This window comes from Kribbella sp. (genome assembly GCF_035687465.1).
GTDB lineage: Bacteria > Actinomycetota > Actinomycetes > Propionibacteriales > Kribbellaceae > Kribbella.
The window spans coordinates 1-19,927 of the sequence record NZ_DASRXP010000431.1; the positions used below are offsets into that span (position 1 = coordinate 1).

Genomic DNA, 19,927 nt, shown 5'->3' on the forward strand with positions numbered 1-19,927 from the left:
CACTCCCCCGACGCCGGTCGAGCGGAAGTCGGACGCGGAGAAGCCGAACGAGCCGGTCGTCGTCGAGCCGACCCCGGAGCCCACCAGCGAGCCGACGGACACGCCGACGACTCCGACAGAGACGCCGACGACTCCGACGGAGGAGCCGACGACTCCGACGGAACCGACCGAGCCGACTACGACCCCGCCGCCGAACGGCGAGGGTTCGAACGGCTCCACCGGCGATCCGACGGCCACGCCGATCCCGAGCAGCGACACCGGCGACGGCGGTCAGACCGACGACGGCAAGCCGACGGGTGACACCACCACCGAGACCGGCAACGGCGCCACGGAGACCGGCACCGGAAACACAGACAGCGCCGACTCCACCGGGGCGGACGAAAACGGCGCCGCGGACAGCGGTGCCGGGAGCGCGGACAGCAAGCCGGTCGAGCTGCCCAGTCTGCCGGTCGTGGACGAGCCGGCCGAGCCTGCCGAGGTGAAGCCGGTCCTGCCGACGCCGACCGGTGAGCCGATCCTGCCGAACCGCCTGGAGCAGTACGTGGGCAAGGCGCTCGCGGCGAATGCCAAGCACTCCAGCGGCAAGCCCTCACTCGGCTACGCGAACGGCAAGTACGCCAAAGGCAAGCACTCGACTGGCGCGTACGCCGAGGGCAAGCACGCCGCCTTCGACCGGGCCCACGGATCGATGGCGCCGGTCACCCTGCGTCAGATCCTCGGGGTACTGAACACCCCGATGACCGGGAACTGAACTAGTCCGACCAGCGGCAGGCAGCCCTACCGGTTGCCGGCCGGTCGCTGGTCGGTCACAGGCAGTTGACACGCCGGTGAGCGCGGCCGGGTGGGGGCGGCATACGATGGGGTCCCGTTCTCGCTGTGCAAAGGTGCCTGCCTTCCTCATGGACATCACACCCGCTGGAGTTCCCGACAAGTTCGCCGTCCTCGGCCTCACGTTCGACGACGTGCTGCTGCAGCCGAACGAGTCCGACGTCATCCCGTCGGAGGCCGTGACCAGATCCAAGGTCAGCCGCAACATCGAGGTGAACATCCCGCTGGTGTCCAGCGCGATGGACACCGTCACCGAGGCGCGGATGGCGATCGCGATGGCCCGTCAGGGCGGCCTCGGCGTCCTGCACCGCAACAACTCGATCGAGGATCAGGCCCAGCAGGTCGACCTGGTCAAGCGCTCCGAGTCCGGCATGATCGCCCAGCCGATCACCATCGGCCCGGACGCGAGCATCGGCGAGGCCGACGCGCTCTGCGGTCAGTACCGGATCTCCGGGGTGCCGGTGGTCGACAACGCCGGCGTCCTGGTCGGCATCGTGACGAACCGGGACATGCGGTTCGAGAACGACCCGGCCCGCCCGATCCACGAGGTGATGACGCGCCAGCCGCTGGTCACCGGCCCGCAGGGCATCTCGGCCGACGACGCGATCAAGCTGCTCAGCCAGCACAAGATCGAGAAGCTGCCGCTGGTCGACGAGGCCGGCAAGCTGACCGGCCTGATCACGCTGAAGGACTTCGTCAAGCGCGACCAGTTCCCGCTGTCGACCAAGGACAGCGGCGGGCGGCTCGTCGTCGGTGCCGCGATCGGCTTCTTCGGTGAGGCCTGGAAGCGCGCCATGACGCTGATCGAGGCCGGTGTCGACGTGCTGGTGGTCGACACCGCACACGGTCATTCGCAGGCCCAGCTGGAGATCATCCGCAAGCTCAAGGCGGATCCTGCCACCAACGGCGTGGACATCATCGGCGGCAATGTCGGCACCCGTGCCGGCGCGCAGGCTCTGGTCGACGCGGGCGCCGACGGCGTGAAGGTGGGCGTCGGTCCCGGCTCGATCTGTACGACGCGCGTCGTGTCCGGCGTCGGCGTTCCGCAGGTCACCGCGATCTACGAGGCGTCACTCGCCTGCAAGCCGGCCGGCGTACCGGTGATCGGTGACGGCGGTCTGCAGTACTCCGGTGACATCGCGAAGGCCCTGGTCGCCGGAGCGGACACCGTGATGCTCGGATCCCTGCTCGCCGGCTGCGAGGAGTCGCCGGGCGACCTGGTCTTCATCAATGGCAAGCAGTTCAAGGCGTACCGCGGGATGGGCTCGCTCGGCGCGATGCAGTCCGGCGGCCTGCGCAAGTCGTACTCCAAGGACCGCTACTTCCAGAGCGACGTCGGCAGCGACGAGAAGCTGATCGCCGAGGGCGTCGAAGGCCAGGTCCCGTACCGCGGCCCGCTGGCAGCCGTAGCGCACCAGCTGATCGGCGGCCTCCGCCAGTCCATGTGGTACTGCGGCTCCCGCACCGTCCCCGAGCTCCAGGACAAGGGCAAGTTCGTCCGCATCACCTCCGCCGGCCTGCAGGAGTCCCACCCCCACGACATCCAAATGACGGTCGAGGCCCCGAACTACTCCGGCCGCTGACCGCCTAGCAAGAAGGAACCAGATGACCGAGATCGAGATCGGCCGGGCCAAGCGGGGTCGGCAGGCGTATGCGTTCGACCACATCGCGATCGTGCCGTCGCGGCGGACCCGTGATCCCGAGGAGGTCTCGGTCGCCTGGCAGATCGACGCGTACCGGTTCGAGCTGCCGATCCTGGCCGCGCCGATGGACTCGGTGATGTCGCCGGCCACCGCGATCGCGATCGGTAAGGCCGGCGGTCTCGGCGTACTGAACCTCGAAGGTCTCTGGACCCGGTACGACGACCCCACGTCGCTGCTGGAGGAGATCACCTCCATCAGCAAGGAGCAGGCCACCCACCGGCTGCAGGAGATCTACTCGGCGCCGATCAAGCCCGAGCTGATCGCCCAGCGGGTCCAGGAGATCCGGGCCTCCGGGGTGACCGTGGCGGGCGCGTTGTCGCCGCAGCGGACCAAGCAGTTCGCCAAGCACGTGGTGGACTCCGGCGTCGACCTGTTCGTCATCCGCGGTACTACGGTCTCGGCCGAGCACGTGTCGGGTCAGGCCGAGCCGCTCAACCTCAAGCAGTTCATCTACGATCTCGACGTACCGGTGATCGTCGGTGGTTGTGCCACCCACCAGGCCGCACTGCACCTGATGCGGACCGGCGCGGCCGGAGTACTGGTCGGGTTCGGCGGCGGCGCGGCGCACACCACGCGCAAGGTGCTCGGGGTCGCGGTGCCGATGGCTTCAGCCGTCGCGGACGTTGCCGCGGCCCGGCGCGACTACATGGACGAGTCCGGCGGCCGCTACGTGCACGTGATCGCGGACGGTTCGGTCGGGCGGTCGGGTGACGTGGCCAAGGCGATCGCGTGCGGTGCGGACGCGGTGATGGTCGGTTCCCCATTGGCGCGGGCGAGCGACGCGCCAGGCGGCGGCTTCCACTGGGGTGCCGAGGCCTGGCACGCGGACCTGCCCCGCGGCGAGCGCGTCGAGGTCGGTGTCACCGGCACCCTCAACGAGATCCTGTTCGGCCCCTCCTGGGTCCCCGACGGCACCATGAACCTGGTCGGCGCCCTCAAACGCGCCATGGCCACCACCGGCTACACCGAACTCAAGGAATTCCAGCGAGTCGAGGTCGTCGTCGGCTGACCGGCCGACAGGTGCTCGCCGGTTGGGTGGTTCTGGAAGGATTGGGGGTATGGGATTGTTCAGCCGCCGTACGGAAGCCGACAACGTCGCTCTTGCTGCCGCGCGGGAGAAGCTCACGGTCGATGACGTCGACCAGATTCGCTTTCTGCTGACCACCCGGAAGAACGTGCTCGCGGTCAAGTACGTGATGGACCGCACCGGCGTGGAGTTGAAGCAGGCGAAGGAGCTCGTCGACGATGTCCGCTTCGGGCGCTACGTGCCGCCAGTGACCGACACCCCGGTGGTCCGCATGCCCGGCGCCAATCTCGCCGAGCGCACCCGTGCGCTGAAGGCGGCCGGTGAGCTGCACCAGGCCACCGCGTTGGTGGTCAGCGAAACCGGTATGACCGAGACCGAAGCAGGCCTCTTCGTCGGCGTACTCAAGACCGACCTGCAAGACTCCTAAGGACGGGTCCAGCCGGGATCTCGGCCGAAGGCGCCGAGTAGCGCGGCCTCGGGGCTGCCATTGGTCTCGACGCGCTCGCCGATCGCGCCGCCACCGCGATAGAGGTCCTCGCGGTCCTTGAACCACGCAGCCACCCGATGCACGACCTCAGGATCCATCCCGGGCTCAGCTCCGATGGCGACCGCGAGATCCCAGCCGTGCACGAGATGGTCCGCAGTCAATTGGTAGACGTACTCGGCCGCCTGCTCCTCGCCGTACGAGAGCTGCACGGTGCCACCGGTCAGTACAGGCTCGATAACGGCGTCCTGCGCAGCGTGGGCAGCTTCCGCCGCGGCGCCGGCCGGGTCGTCGCCGAGCAGATCGCCCTCGAGTGAGTCGCCGACGTCCGAGATGGTCCGGCCGGCCAGCAGCGGGACTGTCCAGCGTTCCTCGCCGACGACATGGTTCACCAGCGTGCGCACGTCCCAGTCCTCGCAGGGAGTCGGATCACCCCACTGCTCAGGCCGTACTGCGGCCACCTGCCGGACGAATTCTTCGCTGGCACGACGATGCAGTTCCACAACATCCATGAGCCCTGCCCCCTCAGCGCCAGCCTGCGCTTGCCGGGTCAGCTCGTCAATGCTGGAGCTGCTGAGCCGCGTCGTGGGCGTGCTGGGACGCCATGAAGTCGCCAGTCGCCGCCAGCAGGTCGCCGTGGTGCCGGTAGCAGGCACCGGCCAGGTCCTTGACCTCTCCGTCGCTCGTGGCGAACGGGATCAAAGCCGTCGCCACCTCGGCACACCACCCTGCCAGGTCGAGCGCCATCTCGGTCTGGCCTGCTGCGTGATACGCCCCGGAGACCTGCAGCAGCACCTGCGCCCAGACCGGCGCATACGTACTCGTCTCGTAGCGCATCCGGTGCGACTCACGCTCGGACGAGATCGCGAAAAGGTAATGAGCCTCGAGCCCGAGCGTCAACGCAGTCTCGGCATCGAGGGTCAGCATCGGCCCGACCAGCTCGGCCAGCTCACTCGCCCGGACTGCGGCAGACTCGGGATCGGTCCGCCCGGACACCGTAGCGAGCGTCATCCCGGGCGCGGGCTCGCTCAACGCCAGCAGCCGGAAGTACTGCTCGAACGGCCCGAGCTTGATCTCGGCAGTCTCCAGCGCGGTGGTCAACGACGGCGGGATGCCGCGCTCGAGCTCCTCGCTCACTCGAGCGGCGGTGTCCGGATCGGTCGCGTAAGCGGTCCGCGTGCAGGTCTCGCCATCCATCAGGCGCCCGACGATCTCGAGGTGCTTGCCCTTGCGGGTCAGCGCCGACACCAGCGTGCGCAGGTCGGTCGCCGACTCGGAGTCGGCCAGGGTGTCCGCGGTGGTGAGCCCGATCTCATCGGCTTCGAGAGCCAGATCGAGCCGGCCCTCCGCGGCGTGGATGTCGGCCGACACCGCGGTCGCCGAGCACAGGTAGCGCGCGTAGGACAGTGACTGGGGGCTTGCATTGATCTGGTCGGCGAGCTGGAGGAACAACTGGCTCGCCGCGTCGGCCGAGGCCACGGCCAGCGCGGGATCGCCGTACCGGCGCAGGATGAGCGCGTTCATCGCCAGCACCCGGGCGAAGTCCGGCTGGTGCGACACGCCGTCCGCGCCGCCGACCAGCTGGCCGTACGCGATCACCGCGCCGTCCATCTCCAGTACTGCGGTCGCCCCGTAGCCGCGGTGTGCCTGGGTCATCGCGCGCCGGGCCCGGACGTCGGCCAAGAAGGAGGTGGCGTCGAGCACGCCCGCGTCGCTGAGCTCGGTATAGCCGAGCTGGGCCTCGTGCAGGGCGCCAAGCGCTTCCTCGTGACGACCCGAGGCGTTCAGCGAGCCGGCCAGCTCGTACTGCGTGGCCGCCATCAGGTGCTTCGCCTCGTAGTGGTCCGGGTGTTCCCCGGCCCGCTCCCTGGCCAGCTCGATCACACGCTGCTGGTACGGCCCGGCCTCGTCGGCACGGCCCTCTTCGATCAGCACCTGGGCTGTCTGCAGAGCCTCACCGAGCTCGTCCTCAGGAGGCGTCCAAAGCCCCCCGCTGTCAACCATCTTGACGTTCCACCCCTTCACTCACTCAATCGCTCACCTTAGTGCCAAGATGCCCGAAGGTGCTCGCGTTCGACACCGGCAGATCAGTGCCGTCACTTGTTGCTGACACAGCTGTTACCGGCAGGTAGCCTGGGCAGATGAGCGAGCAGACCTCGATTCCTGCTGACCCCGAGCTCGACCCGACCGCTTCCTACGCGACCGACCAGTCGGTCATCCGTCGCCTGGCCGGTCTGCTGCGCGCCACGGCAGGGACGCGCACCTCCTATGCACCCGCGACCGGGCAACCGGTTGCCGAGTTGCCGCTGTCCAGTCCGGACGACGTGGTGGCCGCTGTGCGGTCCGCACGCCGGACCCAGCGCAGCTGGAAGAACACGTACCTCGCCGACCGCGCGGCGATCCTGCTGCGGTACCACGACCTCGTGCTGGACCATCGGCACGAGCTGGTCGACCTGGTCATCCTGGAGTCCGGCAAGGCCCGCAAACAGGCCTTCGAGGAAGTCGCCCACGTAGCACTGACCGCCCGGTACTACGGTCGCAAGGCCGCCGAGTTGCTCGGGCCGCAGCGCAAGCTCGGCATGTTCCCGGTGCTGACCCGGGCCGACGAGCGGTTCGTACCGAAGGGTGTCGTCGGCATCATCTCGCCCTGGAACTACCCGCTCAGCATGGCAATGGCCGACGGACTTCCCGCGGTCCTGGCCGGCAACACCGTGGTCCACAAGCCCGACAGCCAGACCCCGCTGACCGCGCTCCGGGCGATCGAGCTGCTCTACGAAGCGGGCCTGCCCCGCGATGCCTGGCAGCCGGTGAACGGCGACGGCCCGACCGTCGGCGGCGCGCTGATCCAGCACACCGACTACATCTGCTTCACCGGCTCCACCAAGACCGGCCGTCTGGTCGCCCAGCAGGCCGGCGAACGCCTGATCGGCTGCAGCCTGGAGCTCGGCGGCAAGAACCCGATGCTCGTACTGCGTGACGCCGACGTCAACCGGGCTGCCGAAGGAGCCGTGCGAGCCTGCTTCAGCAGCGCGGGTCAGCTCTGTGTCTCGATGGAGCGGCTGTATGTCGCGGACCAGGTCTACGACGCCTTCGTGACGGCGTTCCTCGACCGGGTGAAGCGGCTCAAGATCTCGGCCGGAACCGGTTGGGACGTGGACATGGGCTCGCTGATCTCCCAGGCGCAGCTCGACACGGTCTCCCGTCATGTCGAGGACGCCCGGGCCAAGGGCGCCGTAGTACTGGTTGGTGGGAAGGCGCGGCCGGAGATCGGGCCGCTGTTCTACGAGCCGACCGTGTTGTCCGGGGTGACGCCCGAGATGGAGTGCTTCGACAACGAGACATTCGGGCCGGTGGTGTCGATCTACCGGTTCTCCGATGAGGCCGAGGCGATCGAGCGCGCCAACGAGGGTGAGTACGGCCTGAACGCGAGCGTCTGGACCCGCGACGGTCGCCGCGGCCGGGCAGTCGCAGCCCAGCTGGTGGCGGGCACGGTCAACGTGAACGAGGGCTACGCCGCGACCTTCGGCTCGATCGACACCCCGATGGGTGGCATGCGCAACTCCGGTCTCGGTCGTCGCCAGGGCATCGAAGGCATCCGCCGGTACGTCGACCCGCAGGCGATCGCGACCCAGCGTCTCCTCCCGATCGCCGCCTCCCACGGCTTGAAGGACGAGGCCTACGCCGAACTCATGACGGGCGCTCTGAGAATCTTGAAGAAGCTGGGACGAGCATGACCGAGCGAAGCGAGGGAACAATTCAACACAGCTTTGTTCGAATGTCATGGGCGCCCGGAGCGAAGCGAGGACGCACATGACATTCGACCACGACGTTGTCATCATCGGCTCTGGGTTCGGGGGGAGCGTCAGTGCGCTTCGTCTGGTGGAGAAGGGATATGACGTCGCGGTGCTGGAGGCGGGCGCCCGGTTCGAGGATGCCGGATTCGCGAAGAACTCGTGGGACAAGAACAGGTTCCTGTTCGCCCCGAAGCTTGGCTGGTACGGCATCCAGCGGATCAGCGCGCTCCGCGACGTGATCATCCTGTCGGGCGCCGGTGTCGGCGGCGGCAGCCTGGTCTACGCGAACACCCTCTACGAACCACTGCCCGCGTTCTACACCGACCGCCAGTGGGCGCACATCACCGACTGGAAGTCCGAGCTCGCCCCGTACTACGACCAGGCGAAACGCATGCTCGGCGTCACGACGTACCCGCATTTCACCCCCGCCGACGAGGTGATGAAGCAGGTCGCCGACGACATGGGCGTGGGGGACACGTTCCACCCGACCCCGGTCGGCGTGTTCTTCGGCGAACCAGGTGTTGAGGTCGACGACCCGTACTTCGGTGGGGCCGGTCCGCGGCGTTCCGGTTGCATCGACTGCGGTGAATGCATGACGGGATGCCGTCACAACGCAAAAAACACGCTGACGAAGAACTACCTCTACCTGGCCGAGAAGGCCGGTGCCCAGGTGTTCTCGATGACGACGGTGACTTCTGTCGAACCACTGCCGGACGGCGGCTACGCGATCGAGGCCCGGCGTACGTCGAATCGCAAGCAGACTCGCAGATTCACTGCCCAGCAAGTGATTTTCGCGGCCTCCGCACTCGGCACGGCCAAGCTGCTGCACCGGTTGCGCGACGAGGGGAAACTGCCGGCGCTGTCCGGCCGACTCGGTGTGTTGACCCGGACCAACTCGGAGTCGTTGCTAGGGGCAATCTCCAAGGACAGCACGGTCGACTACACCCGTGGCGTCGCGATCACCTCCTCGTTCCACCCGGACGACATCACCCACATCGAGCCGGTCCGGTACGGCAAGGGCAGCAACGCGATGTCGCTGCTGCAGACCGTGCTGACCGACGGGGACGGGGACAAGCCGCGGTGGAAGATCTGGTTGCGGGAGATGGCCGTCCAGCGGAAGAACCTGCGCCGGCTGTACGACCTGAAGCACTGGTCCGAGCGGACCGTGATCGCCCTGGTGATGCAGACCGCGGACAACTCGATCACCACCTTCGGCAAGCGGGACCGGCTCGGCCGGTGGAAGCTCAGCTCGAAGCAGGGTCACGGTGCCCCGAACCCGTCCTGGATCCCGGTCGCCAACGAGGTGGTCCGGCGGATGGCCAAGCTGATGAACGGTACGCCGGGCGGCACCATCGGCGAACCGTTCAACGTGCCGATGACCGCCCACTTCATCGGCGGCTGCGCGATCGGGGACTCCGCCGAGACCGGGGTGGTCGATCCGTACCACCGGGTCTACGGGTACGAGGGTCTGCACATCCTGGACGGCTCGACGATCTCGGCCAATCTCGGCGTCAACCCGTCTCTGACGATCACGGCTCAGGCCGAGCGGGCCCTGGCGTTCTGGCCGAACAAGGGCGAGGAAGATGCCCGGCCGGCGGTAGGAGCGGAGTACCGGAGAGTGGCGGCCGTCACACCGGTGCAGCCGGTGGTTCCGGTCGATGCGCCGGGGGCACTTCGGTTACCCATTGTGGAGATCACCACAAAGCAGCCTGTGACGAAACCGTGACGTTGCGACAACAATGCCGCGCCGGGTGGGGCTGAATGACCTTACTGTGAAAATGAAAAAGCCTCAGACCAAGGCCTGAGGCTTTGAACACCTGCCATAAAAGGGAGCAGGCCCCTCGGGAACGTTTCCGCCCAAATCGTTTCCCGAGGGACCCACTCAAGCCGGGGTGAGGCGCCCGGCGCTTTGGGATCGGGTCACCAGCCACAGCTGGCGACCCGAGCTCATGTTCCTCACTCTACTACCGATTCGAGCTATTTCGACCTGCTCGGAGTGGTCGTAATCACTCTGCGTGCTGATCGTAATATGCGACCTTTCAGTCGCTCCTCGTAATCGGAGGCTGTGTGTTCTTGCGATCACCGCCTCTGCACACATCAACGAGACGACTCACCGTAGGTCACGAGGGTGGGCAAAAAAGATCCGGGAAGTTTGCCCGTGGCCCCGATCGCTTACTGTGGGCCGACCGTCCGATGAGGCAGGAGAACCATGAACGACATCCTCGAGGTTGCCCGTGAGCAGGTACTGGAGCGAGGCGTCGGCCTCACCCAGGAGCAGCTGGTCGAGGTACTGCGATCGCCGGACGACCAACTCGACGCCCTGCTCGCCCTCGCGCACGAAGTACGGGTGAAGTGGTGCGGCGAAGAGGTCGAGGTCGAGGGCATCATCTCGCTGAAGACCGGCGGCTGCCCGGAGGACTGTCACTTCTGCTCGCAGTCCGGCCAGTTCACCTCGCCGGTCCGCTCGGTCTGGCTGAACATCCCGGAGCTGGTCGAGGCCGCCAAGGAGACCGCGAAGACCGGCGCGACCGAGTTCTGCATCGTCGCCGCCGTCCGCGGCCCCGACGCGCGGCTGATGTCGCAGGTGAAGGCCGGCATCGAGGCGATCAACGCCGAGGTCGACATCAACATCGCCTGCTCGCTGGGGATGCTCACGCAGGAGCAGGTGGACGAGCTCAAGGCGATGGGTGTGCATCGCTACAACCACAACCTCGAGTCCGCCCGCTCGTACTTCGGTGACGTGGTCACCACGCACTCGTTCGAGGAGCGCTGGGACACCTGTCTGATGGTCAGGGAATCCGGCATGGAGCTGTGCTGCGGCGGCCTGGTCGGGATGGGTGAATCGCTCGAGCAGCGCGCCGAGCTCGCCGCGCAGCTGGCCGAGCTGGAGCCGCACGAGGTGCCGCTGAACTTCCTCAACCCGCGCCCGGGCACCCCCTTCGGCGACATGGAGATCATGGCCGGCAAGGACGCGCTGCGGACCATCGCCGCCTTCCGCCTGGCGATGCCGAAGACCGTGCTCCGGTACGCCGGCGGCCGCGAGCTGACCCTGGGCGACCTGGGCACCCGCGAGGGCCTGCTCGGCGGCATCAACGCCGTCATCGTCGGCAACTACCTGACCACACTCGGCCGCCCGGCGACCGCGGACCTGGACCTGCTGGCCGACCTCAAGATGCCGGTCAAGGAACTCCAGAAGACGCTATGAACACGGTGCTCTACTGCGGTCACTGCGGCCACGAGGCCGCTGGCGGCAACCACGACACCTGCCACCAGGCCCTGACGATGGAACCACCCCGGTACTGCGACCAGTGCCGCCGCCGGATGATCGTCCAGGTCCACCCGATGGGCTGGTCCGCCCGTTGCTCCGTGCACGGGGAGACGACGTCGGCATGAGCGATGCCTTGCTGAAGACCGACGCCGAGCTGTTGTGGCATCCGTATTCGTCGTTGAGTGAGCCCTCGCCGGTGCGTCTCGTGCGGGGGGCCGCTGGTGTCCGCCTGCAGCTGGATGACGGGGCCGGCGGCACGGTTGAGGCGATCGATGCGATGGCGTCGTGGTGGTGCATGATCCACGGCTACAAGCATCCAGTGCTGGACGCTGCTGTTCGGGCTCAGCTGGACGACTTCAGCCATGTGATGTTCGGCGGGCTGACGCACGAGCCGGCGATCCGGCTGGCTTCACGTCTGGTCGAGATCACCTCCGAGCCGCTGCAGCACGTCTTCTTCTGCGACTCCGGCTCGGTCTCCGTCGAGGTCGCGATCAAGCTCGCGCTGCAGTACCAGGTCGCGCGCGGCCGCACCGGCCGGACCAGGATGCTGACTGTCCGGGGCGGGTACCACGGCGACACCTTCGCGCCGATGAGCGTGTGCGACCCGGTGAACGGGATGCACTCACTGTTCACCGGTGCATTGAAGGAGCAGGTCTTCGCGCCGCAGCCGCCGGCCGGATTCGATCGCCCTGAGGACGACCCGGAGTACGCGGCCTGGGCGGCGATCGTGCGGCAGCTCGCGACGGAGTACAAGGATCAGGTCGCGGCGATCATCGTCGAGCCGATCCTGCAGGGCGCGGGCGGGATGTATCCGTACAGCCCGGCCTGCCTGAGGTTGCTGCGCGAGCTGGCCGACGAGCACGGCTTCCTGCTGATCCTCGACGAGATCGCCACCGGCTTCGGCCGCACTGGCACTCTCTTTGCTTCGGAGCACGCAGGCATCGACCCGGACATCCTGTGCGTCGGCAAGGCACTGACCGGCGGCTACCTCTCGATGGCAGCCACCCTCTGTACTACGGACGTCGCTCACACCGTGTCTCGTGGTCCCGGCGGCGCACTCATGCACGGGCCGACGTTCATGGCGAACCCACTCGCCTGCGCCGTCGCCCTGGCCAGCATCGACCTGCTGCTCTCACAGGACTGGGCTGGTCAGGTCGCACGGATCTCCGAGGGCTTGTCCGCCGGTCTGGCTCCGGCAGCCTCGTTGCCGGGCGTCAAGGACGTGCGAGTGCTCGGCGCCGTCGGTGTGGTCCAGTTGAGCGGACCCGTCGACATGAAACGGATGACGGACGCGGTCCTGCGTCGAGGTGTCTGGGTACGGCCGTTCCGGGATCTCGTCTACACGATGCCGCCGTACATCTGTACAGACGAGGAGATCGCCACCATCACCTCAGCCATCACCGAAGCAATCGCCGAGGGCAACTGATGTTGGAAGAGTGGCTTGCGCCGAAGGCGGCGGCGTTGGAGTCGCGGGGGCTGACTCGTCGGCTCCGCCCGCGCCCGGCTGACGAAGTACTGATCGATCTCGCGGGGAACGACTATCTGGGCCTGGCTCGCGATCCCCGGGTCGTCGAGGCGGTGGTCGACGCCGTACGGGAGTGGGGCGCCGGCGCCACTGCCTCCCGCCTTGTCACTGGTACGACGACTCTCCATGCTGAGCTGGAATCCTCGTTGGCGGAGTACACCGGCCACTCGTCAGGTTTGGTGTTTTCGTCGGGATACCTCGCGAACCTCGGCGTGGTCACGGCGCTCGGAGGCCCCGGCACCCTTCTGATCTCCGACGATCACGTCCATGCCTCGCTCGTTGATGCCTGCCGCTTGTCCCGCTCGCGGGTGGAAGTCGTCCCGCACAACGACGTCGACGCCGTCACCAAGGCCCTTGCCGAACGCAACGAACCTCATGCGATCGTGCTCGTCGAATCCGTCTACAGCGTCCTCGGCGACGCTGCCCCGCTCGAGGCTCTGGCGGCTGCGGCCTTGAAGCATGACGCAGTGTTGTTGGTTGACGAAGCCCACGGTCTGGGCGTCACCGGCGGCGGTCGAGGCTCTGTCGCGGCAGCCGGTCTCGCGGGTTTGGACCACGTCATCGTCACCATGACGCTCTCGAAGTCCCTCGCCAGCCAAGGAGGCGTGGTCCTCGGCCCAGTGCTTCTGCGCGAGCACCTGATCAACCGCGCCCGCCCCTTCATCTTCGACACCGGTCTGACCCCAGCCTCCTGCGCCGCCGCACTGGCAGCCCTGCGCATCCTGGCCGAGGAGCCGTTGCGCACCCACGCCATCCACACCACGGCCGCCCGCCTGGCCGCAGTCTGCAACGTCACCCCCTCGGCCGGTGCGGTCGTCTCCGTCCCCATGCCCGGCCCCCGCGAAGCAGTCCAGGCCGCGGAGCTGTGCCTGGCCAATGGTGTACGAGTCGGAAGCTTCCGGCCGCCGAGCGTCCCCGACGGCATCAGCCGCCTCCGCCTAACTGCCCACGCCGGCCTCTCCGCCGCCGACCTGAACCGAGCCTGCGAAGTCATCCCCACCGCAATCCAGCAGGTCTCGTAACCAGGTTCCTCTTCATCACCTGCAGCTTGCCCGAACGGGTAGCGCCCCGATGCCCCAACTCTTGGACCATGGAACCACCAGGCCCGGGCCGGCGGTCGGATGCTGAAGCAGTGGTTCGGATGGTCGCGGAATCGTCTCCGCGAGCAGTTGCCGAACTCCTTGCCCTCCCGTTGACGAGCGAAGGTGACCAGATGTACGACCAGGACACGGAACAAGCAATGACCGCCGTGCAGGTCGTAGGCGATGCGCAGATCGAGCGATGGTTCAACGCGATCTGTGCTGCTTACGCCAACGGCAACTCCGACTGGAACTCGGTGAAGGACGAGCTCGAAGCGACCGCATCACAGTTCGACGCCAGCTTCGACAGCGCTTTGGTCGAGTCGTTCGTTACCGCTGTCGAGCGTCTGGGCGATCCGCTGCGGACGATCGCGGACATGGAACGCATCGGCGTTGTCGACCTGGCGAGTAACTACCCCGCACTGCTCGCACAAGCGGGCGCCGGTGCGGACGCGGGCGCATCTGAGGTGGAGTCGTTGTCGTGGGTGACGGATGCGCAGCGGGTGAAGATGGAGCGTGCTGTTGGTGGGATCTGGCCGGAGTTCGTTCGTGCGGCGCTGGACAGTAAGTATCCGGTCTGGCGTTCGGCGGGGGCGTCTGATCTGGTGACGTTCTTGGATGGTTGGGGCGATCACATCATCGCTGAGCATGTCCCGCCCGCTCCGCCACCGCCGGCCGAGGTGGAGTCGTTGTCGTGGGTGACGGAGGCGCAGCGGGTCAAGATGGAGCGTGCTGTTGGTGGGACCTGGCCGGAGTTCGTTCGTGCGGCGCTGGACAGTAAGTATCCGGTCTGGCGTTCGGCGGGGGCGTCTGATCTGGTGACATTCTTGGATGGTTGGGGCGATCACATCATCGCCGAGCACGTCCCGCCCGCCCCGCCACCACCCGCCATCGCGCAGCAGGATGACGAGACAACCAAATGGGTTGCCTTCCTGCAGAAGAACATCGGTCGATACAAGGGCGAGTCGTCATGGACGTTCTACCGAGGCTGGCTGCTCGCCGAAGCCAGGGGCCAGGGCTTCGAGGCCGAAGCGACAGCCTTCGTCGCCCACGCGGAGACACTCAAGGCCAAAGCTGACGCCTTCACCGAGCTCGGGATCGAGCTGCACAGTGCACCACTGACCGCCGATGAGATCTCGCACCAGCCTGTGGTGGAGGCGGGCCAAGTCGGCCAGGTCTCGAACGAGCGTTTGGCAAGTTTCCAAGCGTTGGCTGACGACCCCGCCGTTGAGGGCATCGACCGCGAAGTACTCGATCAGTTGCTTGAAGATCCCGAATTCGATCAGCGCATGACCGAAGCCGAGGCCCTGGTCGACGCAGCCCTGGCTGACGCCGTATCCGAGACCGAGTCGAGCTGAGGCTCACCGCAACTCCGACGTCCGCAACGCCCGGCGGCCAGTGCGACACCGATTGGCGCTTCGCCACCCGCCTCGCCACCGCATTCGTGAGAGACGAAGCCATCCTGACCGGCCTGGGCAATCGAGCTGGCAATTACCGCAGCTTCCCGGAACTGAAGAAGTAGGCACGCATGGCGACACTGATCCAAGCAAAAGGAGCGGGTGGTTCACGTGTACGGTGAAGAGTCTTCAAAGCGGAAAAAGAAGGAAAGTTCGGACGGTAGAGAGAAGGAGAAGGGAGACAGAGACAGAGACAGAGAAGGAGACGGAGAAGGAGACGGACAAGGACGCTTGGAAAGCGGACAGTTCGCCAAAATTCTTAAGCTGCTGCGTCTCCGTGAAACAAAGGAATGCAGATCCGACAAGTTTCTTACTATCGTAGTCAACGAACGCCTTCGGTGGTTCCAGGAGGACCTAGTTGAAAAGGCGGAGCGGGAATTTTATGGGAACCTTAAAAACCACATGGGATTGCCTGCTCGACGTGGTCGGCGGCTGGACCTCGACGCGAAGGATCTGAAACTTCGCGGTGCTGTCGGGAATGAAGATCGTCCGCTTTACGTGAAAGTCACGGTAGCTGGCTCTGGGGACGGCAACTGGAGGACGCACCACGTAAACCTTGCCGCGGGCATGGGCCGCGGCTGGGACGAGGGCGGCAACACCAGATCGGTCGTCTACTATGAGCGAGATGCTGGCCAGGGGACGGAGATTGAGATCGCTGGCGTTGGCGGCGGGGGCCCAATAGATAAGATTTTGACTGCCGGCGGTATGAAAGACGGGGGATCGAATAAAATCTCCAAAGTCACAACCGACGGTTTAACGCCGATCTTGGAAGCCTTCAGGGACGTAGCCGAAGAAGGAAGAGGCCGGCCTATCGTTGTTCTCTTTAGGAGTCACAGTCGAGGCGCGGCGGCGGCATCGCAGATGGCCACCGCGATCAAAGAGCAATACTCCAATGTCCAAGTAGAACTGTCGCAGCTTGATCCGGTGCCGGGTCCAGGGCACCATGACGAGGCTGTCGAAATTGATGTTGGTTCGCTGGACGAGTCCACCCTCGTGTACTCAATTGCCCCTGGCTACCCTACGAGTTTCACACCTCAGAAAGTCCACGGCGCTAAAAGAATAATCATCTCCCGGCAAGACCACGGCGTCGGCATCGAGCACGGATTCATATACAATGATATCCGCTACAGAGGTTCTGCACTAAACAGCCTGGAGCCAGGAGTTTACATCGATGCGGAGACGCGTGGCGATCCTAAGAACGCCCGCATCAAGCTCGTTGCTGCGCCCATAGGTGACCTTAAAGGCAAGATCAAGCTCGTCTACAACGCTGTCTCCGGTGCGAAGGTGTCAAGTATGGGCAACCGCAACCGCGAAGAGTTGATCAAGGAAATCTTAGAAGAATACTATGCGGAAAAATAGGTAGTCGCCTTCGCGGTCGAGGAGACGCCGTGCCGGCGCGTCATGTTTCCCTGCCAGTGGCGGTGACGGTTGGTGGTGGCGCCGTTGTTCGTTGCCGAACGCAGCAGATAGGTGTCGTGAGCCAGTTCGTCCGCCTCGACGCAGTTGCCGGCTCAGAAGTTTTGATGCAATTGTCGGCGGGAGGTGATGCCGAGCTTGGCGAAAATGTTGCTGAGGTGGTATTCGATGGTTTTTGGGGTGACGAAGAGGCGGGCGGCTATTTCGCGGTTGGTGAGGTTTTGGCGGACCAGGTCGGCGACTTCGCGTTCTTTGGCAGTGAGGTGGTGACGGAGTGGTGGACTTGGCCGGCTGATGAGGGCAGACAGGTCGACGGCCAGGCGCCGACGGTAGGGCTCGGCTGACAAAGCCTCGAAGCACTGGTCGGCGGTGGTCAGCCAGTGGGCGGCGCCGCCCAGATCTCCGATGGTTACCAGGCGGCGGCCGTGGGCGTGGAAGAGTTGACCGTCGGCAAGGCGAGCGCGTGGCTCTATCAGGGTCGTCAGGCATTCCTCTGTCAGGTCGATCGCACCCTGAAGGTTGCCTTCGGCCTCAGTCTGCTGGGCTGCGAGGCGGGCGATCGTGCTGGCCATCACCGTTGCGCCCTTGGTTCTTTCTCGGAGTACCGCGAGCTCGCTCGCCGCCTCTTTGAGCTGACCGCTTTGCTGGAGGGCATCGATGAGTAAGGGGCCCCACCAGGTGCTCCACCATTCGTGCAGTCCCCCTGGGGAGCTTCCACCTGAGCGAAGACCTGGTACGGCGCTCAGGACACGCAGTACACCGCGGTTGTCGTTGCGGGCCTGGTAGAGCAGGGCGGCTGCGATCGCGGCGTACCTACTGTCCTGCGGGCCGCCAACTCGGTGGGCGGCGGTGGCAGCTGCGCGGACCAGCCTTTCCGAGGTCTTCCAGTCGCCCCGGGCGGAAGGGACCAGCGAGGCGGCCAGGTGCCGGACGACCTCGTTCATCACCGGCTGGTCGTCGTCGGCGAGCAGGGCGGCTCGTCGCATCGTCAGGATGCTCGCGTCCCACTCGCCCAGCTGGTACTGGACGGCCGCCAGGTAGCAGTGGGGCTGGACGCCGGACAGCATCTGGGCGCCTGCTTCTTGGCGCCGGACGACCTCCGTGAGATCCCCGCTGGCCTCCTCGAACATGCCGACCAGTGACCGCGCAGCGCCACGGCAGGCAAGCGATTCGAGATCTCGGCTGGAGATGTCCGACGGGTGGTCGGACAAATGGCGCAGCTCCTCCAATCCGGCAGCGAGACCGCCACGCCTGCTCTGTGCGACTGCCTGCAGGCAGACGACGTAGTCGCGCAGGACTCCCGGTACCCCGTTCGCAGCCAGCGCGACCTTGGCGAAATCCAGTGCCTTGTCGGTATCACCCCGCCAGACGCTTACCCCCGTCAAGCCTGCTGCGGCTGTGCCGCGGATCCAGTTGCGAGGGCTCTTCGCCGAGCCGGTGGCGAAGGCCTCTGCGAGGTGCAGCTCGGCGTCCCCGCGCTCACCGCTGAGGTACAGCTCACACAGTCCGAGAGCAAGCGACCGCAAGCCGGACGGAGCGCAGCGGGCCGCGCGTTCGAGCAGCAGGCGGGTCCGGCCGCGGTCAGCGCTGAACACCAGATGGACCATTGAGGTCAGCAGGAGCTTCTCGCTAAGTGGTCCCCAGGGAGTCAGGTCCGCCGCCCAGCTCAGGAACGTCGCCGCAGTGCCGTGATTCCCCTTGCCGGCTTCGATGACCGCTGCCTTCTCGAGTTGCGAGGCCAGTACTGCGTCGGTGGAGCCGACCGCGGCCACTCGGTGCCGCCAAGCCAGAAACGGCTCGACTGTCGTCGCGGCGCGTCGGTGCAACTGGCCGCGACGGGCCGGCGACAGGGCGGAGTAGATCGCCTCGCGTTGCAAGTCGTGAGTGATGGCGACCGGGTTGGTCGGTTCGCTGCGAAACCAGATAGCCAGGCCTGTGTCGATTGCCGGGCGGAGTGCCTGGTGAGCGTCCTCGACGCCGGCGACGTCGGCGGCCTGCGCGAGTGACGGCCGGCCGCCGAGCACGGCCAAGGCTTCGAGCAGGGCTCTGGACGGCTCGGGGAGGCTCCCGAAGGTACGCCGGGTCGCGGACTCGACCGACGGCGGCACAGCCAGCCGCAGGTCGACGCTGCCGAAGCGGTTGGCATAGATCTCGTTGAGCATCGTGCGGAGCAGCAGCGGGTGACCACTGGTATAGGAGTGGAACCGGCGGGCCGCCGCGGCCGGCAGGTGCCTGCCGGCGATCGTTCGCGCCAGATCGGCGACGTCCAGGAGATCGAGGCCGGTCAGCTCGAGGTGGAGGTCGGCGGGAATTCCGCGGATCAGACGTTCCAGCGCGGGCTCAGGGGATGGCCCTGCTTCGGTGGGTGCGGGATTGTCCGACCTGGCGACCAGGATGACCAGGAGTTGCTCGGCCCACATCCTGCGGAGTAGGAAGCGCAGCGCTTGAAGAGAGGAGTTATCGGCCCACTGGATATCATCGATCACGAGAACTATCGGTGAGCGGCGCTGGAACTCTCCGAACAGATCGAGCAACCTGCTCCCGACCGCGATGGGATTCGCCTCGGTGGGTGTCCCCGATCTCAGGGACAGAGTCTTCGCGCGCAGATCCGCCGGGGCCTGCGCCAGCAGTTGGTCGATGAGACCCAGATCCAGCAGCGACTCGGCCGGGTCGCCAGTTGCCGAAAACACCCTGAAATCCTGCAACCGGCCGAGAAATTGGCGGATCAGCGACGATTTGCCGATCCCCGGCGGCCCTTGGACCACTACGGTCTGGTGCTCGCCGGCCCGAACCTTGTCGGCCAGCTCTGAGAGGCGTGCCAGCTCAACAGCCCGGCCGACGAAATCTCCGTCCTCAGCACGGGCCGTGGTGGTGCCAGGGGTCATGGCGCCTCAACTCCATGAGAGGCGATGTGGGGGAGCATCGCCGACACTGCGCAAGACAGAGTCAATCGTTTAACTTGCGAACCAGCTGAGAGGTTACGCGGATGCAGCACCCAATAGGGAGCAGCTCTCGATAGCTGATCAAACTCGAGGCCTATGAACTGTTTGGTTCCTCGTACGGGGTCAGCCGACGATGACCTGGCCAGTGGCGACGATGGTGCCGGTGGGGGCAGGGGAGGGATCGTTGCAGGTCAGCACCTTGTCGCCGGCCTTGGCCAGAGGCTTGCCGTTGACCAGGACCAGGGGGCCCGTCGCGATCACCGAGCCGCGGTTGTCCGGCGGTTTCTGGAATGTCCCTCCGGTAGGGACGTGCGGCGGCAGGTTCAGCGCCATGCTGCCGTGGATCGCCGCGGGCTTTCCCTCGATGAGTACGTCGGTGCTGCAGCCGGTCAGGATGCGGCCGG

The 19,927-nt window shown here is 66.3% G+C and carries 15 protein-coding genes and 1 pseudogene; 12 read left to right on the forward strand and 4 right to left on the reverse strand.

What is annotated here, in order from left to right; all coding sequences use genetic code 11:
• The 4 genes and pseudogenes from VFG33_RS22305 to VFG33_RS22320 form a co-directional block, all read left to right on the forward strand.
• A pseudogene (locus VFG33_RS22305) lies at window positions 1–751 on the forward strand (hypothetical protein); the annotation flags it as partial.
• A 148-nt stretch (window positions 752–899) separates the two neighbouring features.
• Window positions 900–2,411, forward strand: a complete 1,512-nt coding sequence (gene guaB, locus VFG33_RS22310) for an IMP dehydrogenase (protein ID WP_325054862.1) — start codon at window positions 900–902, stop codon at window positions 2,409–2,411.
• Window positions 2,412–2,433: 22 nt separating this feature from the next.
• Window positions 2,434–3,540: a GuaB3 family IMP dehydrogenase-related protein gene (locus VFG33_RS22315; RefSeq protein WP_325054863.1), complete on the forward strand. Its 1,107-nt coding sequence runs from the start codon at window positions 2,434–2,436 to the stop codon at window positions 3,538–3,540.
• A 49-nt stretch (window positions 3,541–3,589) separates the two neighbouring features.
• Window positions 3,590–3,985 carry a hypothetical protein gene (locus tag VFG33_RS22320; protein WP_325054864.1) on the forward strand — a complete coding sequence of 132 codons (396 nt, stop codon included), beginning with the start codon at window positions 3,590–3,592 and terminating at the stop codon, window positions 3,983–3,985.
• Here the strand turns inward: VFG33_RS22320 and VFG33_RS22325 are convergent.
• Window positions 3,982–4,554, reverse strand: a complete 573-nt coding sequence (locus VFG33_RS22325; protein WP_325054865.1) for a TIGR03086 family metal-binding protein — start codon at window positions 4,552–4,554, stop codon at window positions 3,982–3,984. The two genes, VFG33_RS22320 and VFG33_RS22325, sit on opposite strands and share 4 nt — an antisense overlap.
• 46 nt (window positions 4,555–4,600) lie before the next feature.
• A complete protein-coding gene (locus VFG33_RS22330; RefSeq protein WP_325054866.1) occupies window positions 4,601–6,046 on the reverse strand; it encodes a hypothetical protein in 1,446 nt (481 codons plus the stop codon).
• A 137-nt stretch (window positions 6,047–6,183) separates the two neighbouring features.
• On the opposite strand from VFG33_RS22330, the gene VFG33_RS22335 reads away from it, so the two are divergent.
• From VFG33_RS22335 to VFG33_RS22370, 8 genes are all read left to right on the forward strand, one after another.
• Window positions 6,184–7,776 carry a succinic semialdehyde dehydrogenase gene (locus VFG33_RS22335; RefSeq protein ID WP_325054867.1) on the forward strand — a complete coding sequence of 531 codons (1,593 nt, stop codon included), beginning with the start codon at window positions 6,184–6,186 and terminating at the stop codon, window positions 7,774–7,776.
• A gap of 76 nt (window positions 7,777–7,852) precedes the next feature.
• Entirely contained in the window at window positions 7,853–9,562 is a 1,710-nt protein-coding gene (locus VFG33_RS22340; RefSeq protein WP_325054868.1) for a GMC oxidoreductase, read from the forward strand.
• Window positions 9,563–10,045: 483 nt separating this feature from the next.
• Window positions 10,046–11,041, forward strand: a complete 996-nt coding sequence (gene bioB / locus VFG33_RS22345; protein ID WP_325054869.1) for a biotin synthase BioB — start codon at window positions 10,046–10,048, stop codon at window positions 11,039–11,041.
• Complete coding sequence (gene bsaP / locus VFG33_RS22350) at window positions 11,038–11,229, forward strand: biotin synthase auxiliary protein BsaP (protein ID WP_325054870.1); 192 nt, start codon at window positions 11,038–11,040, stop codon at window positions 11,227–11,229. The genes bioB and bsaP overlap by 4 nt, the downstream gene beginning before the upstream one ends.
• Window positions 11,226–12,530 carry an adenosylmethionine--8-amino-7-oxononanoate transaminase gene (gene bioA, locus VFG33_RS22355; protein WP_325054871.1) on the forward strand — a complete coding sequence of 435 codons (1,305 nt, stop codon included), beginning with the start codon at window positions 11,226–11,228 and terminating at the stop codon, window positions 12,528–12,530. Before bsaP ends, bioA begins: the two co-directional genes overlap by 4 nt.
• Window positions 12,530–13,651, forward strand: a complete 1,122-nt coding sequence (locus VFG33_RS22360) for an 8-amino-7-oxononanoate synthase (protein WP_325054872.1) — start codon at window positions 12,530–12,532, stop codon at window positions 13,649–13,651. The genes bioA and VFG33_RS22360 overlap by 1 nt, the downstream gene beginning before the upstream one ends.
• Window positions 13,652–13,842: 191 nt before the next feature.
• Window positions 13,843–15,066: a hypothetical protein gene (locus VFG33_RS22365; protein WP_325054873.1), complete on the forward strand. Its 1,224-nt coding sequence runs from the start codon at window positions 13,843–13,845 to the stop codon at window positions 15,064–15,066.
• Window positions 15,067–15,267: 201 nt separating this feature from the next.
• On the forward strand, window positions 15,268–16,524 hold the full coding sequence (locus VFG33_RS22370; RefSeq protein WP_325054874.1) for a hypothetical protein: 1,257 nt from the start codon (window positions 15,268–15,270) through the stop codon (window positions 16,522–16,524).
• Between the two features lie 152 nt (window positions 16,525–16,676).
• On the opposite strand, the gene VFG33_RS22375 is transcribed toward VFG33_RS22370, so the two are convergent.
• Both VFG33_RS22375 and VFG33_RS22380 read right to left on the reverse strand, forming a co-directional pair.
• Entirely contained in the window at window positions 16,677–19,466 is a 2,790-nt protein-coding gene (locus VFG33_RS22375) for a helix-turn-helix transcriptional regulator (protein ID WP_325054875.1), read from the reverse strand.
• 180 nt (window positions 19,467–19,646) lie between these two features.
• Window positions 19,647–19,927: PAAR domain-containing protein (locus VFG33_RS22380; protein ID WP_325054876.1), on the reverse strand; the 281-nt coding region annotated here is incomplete at its 5' end.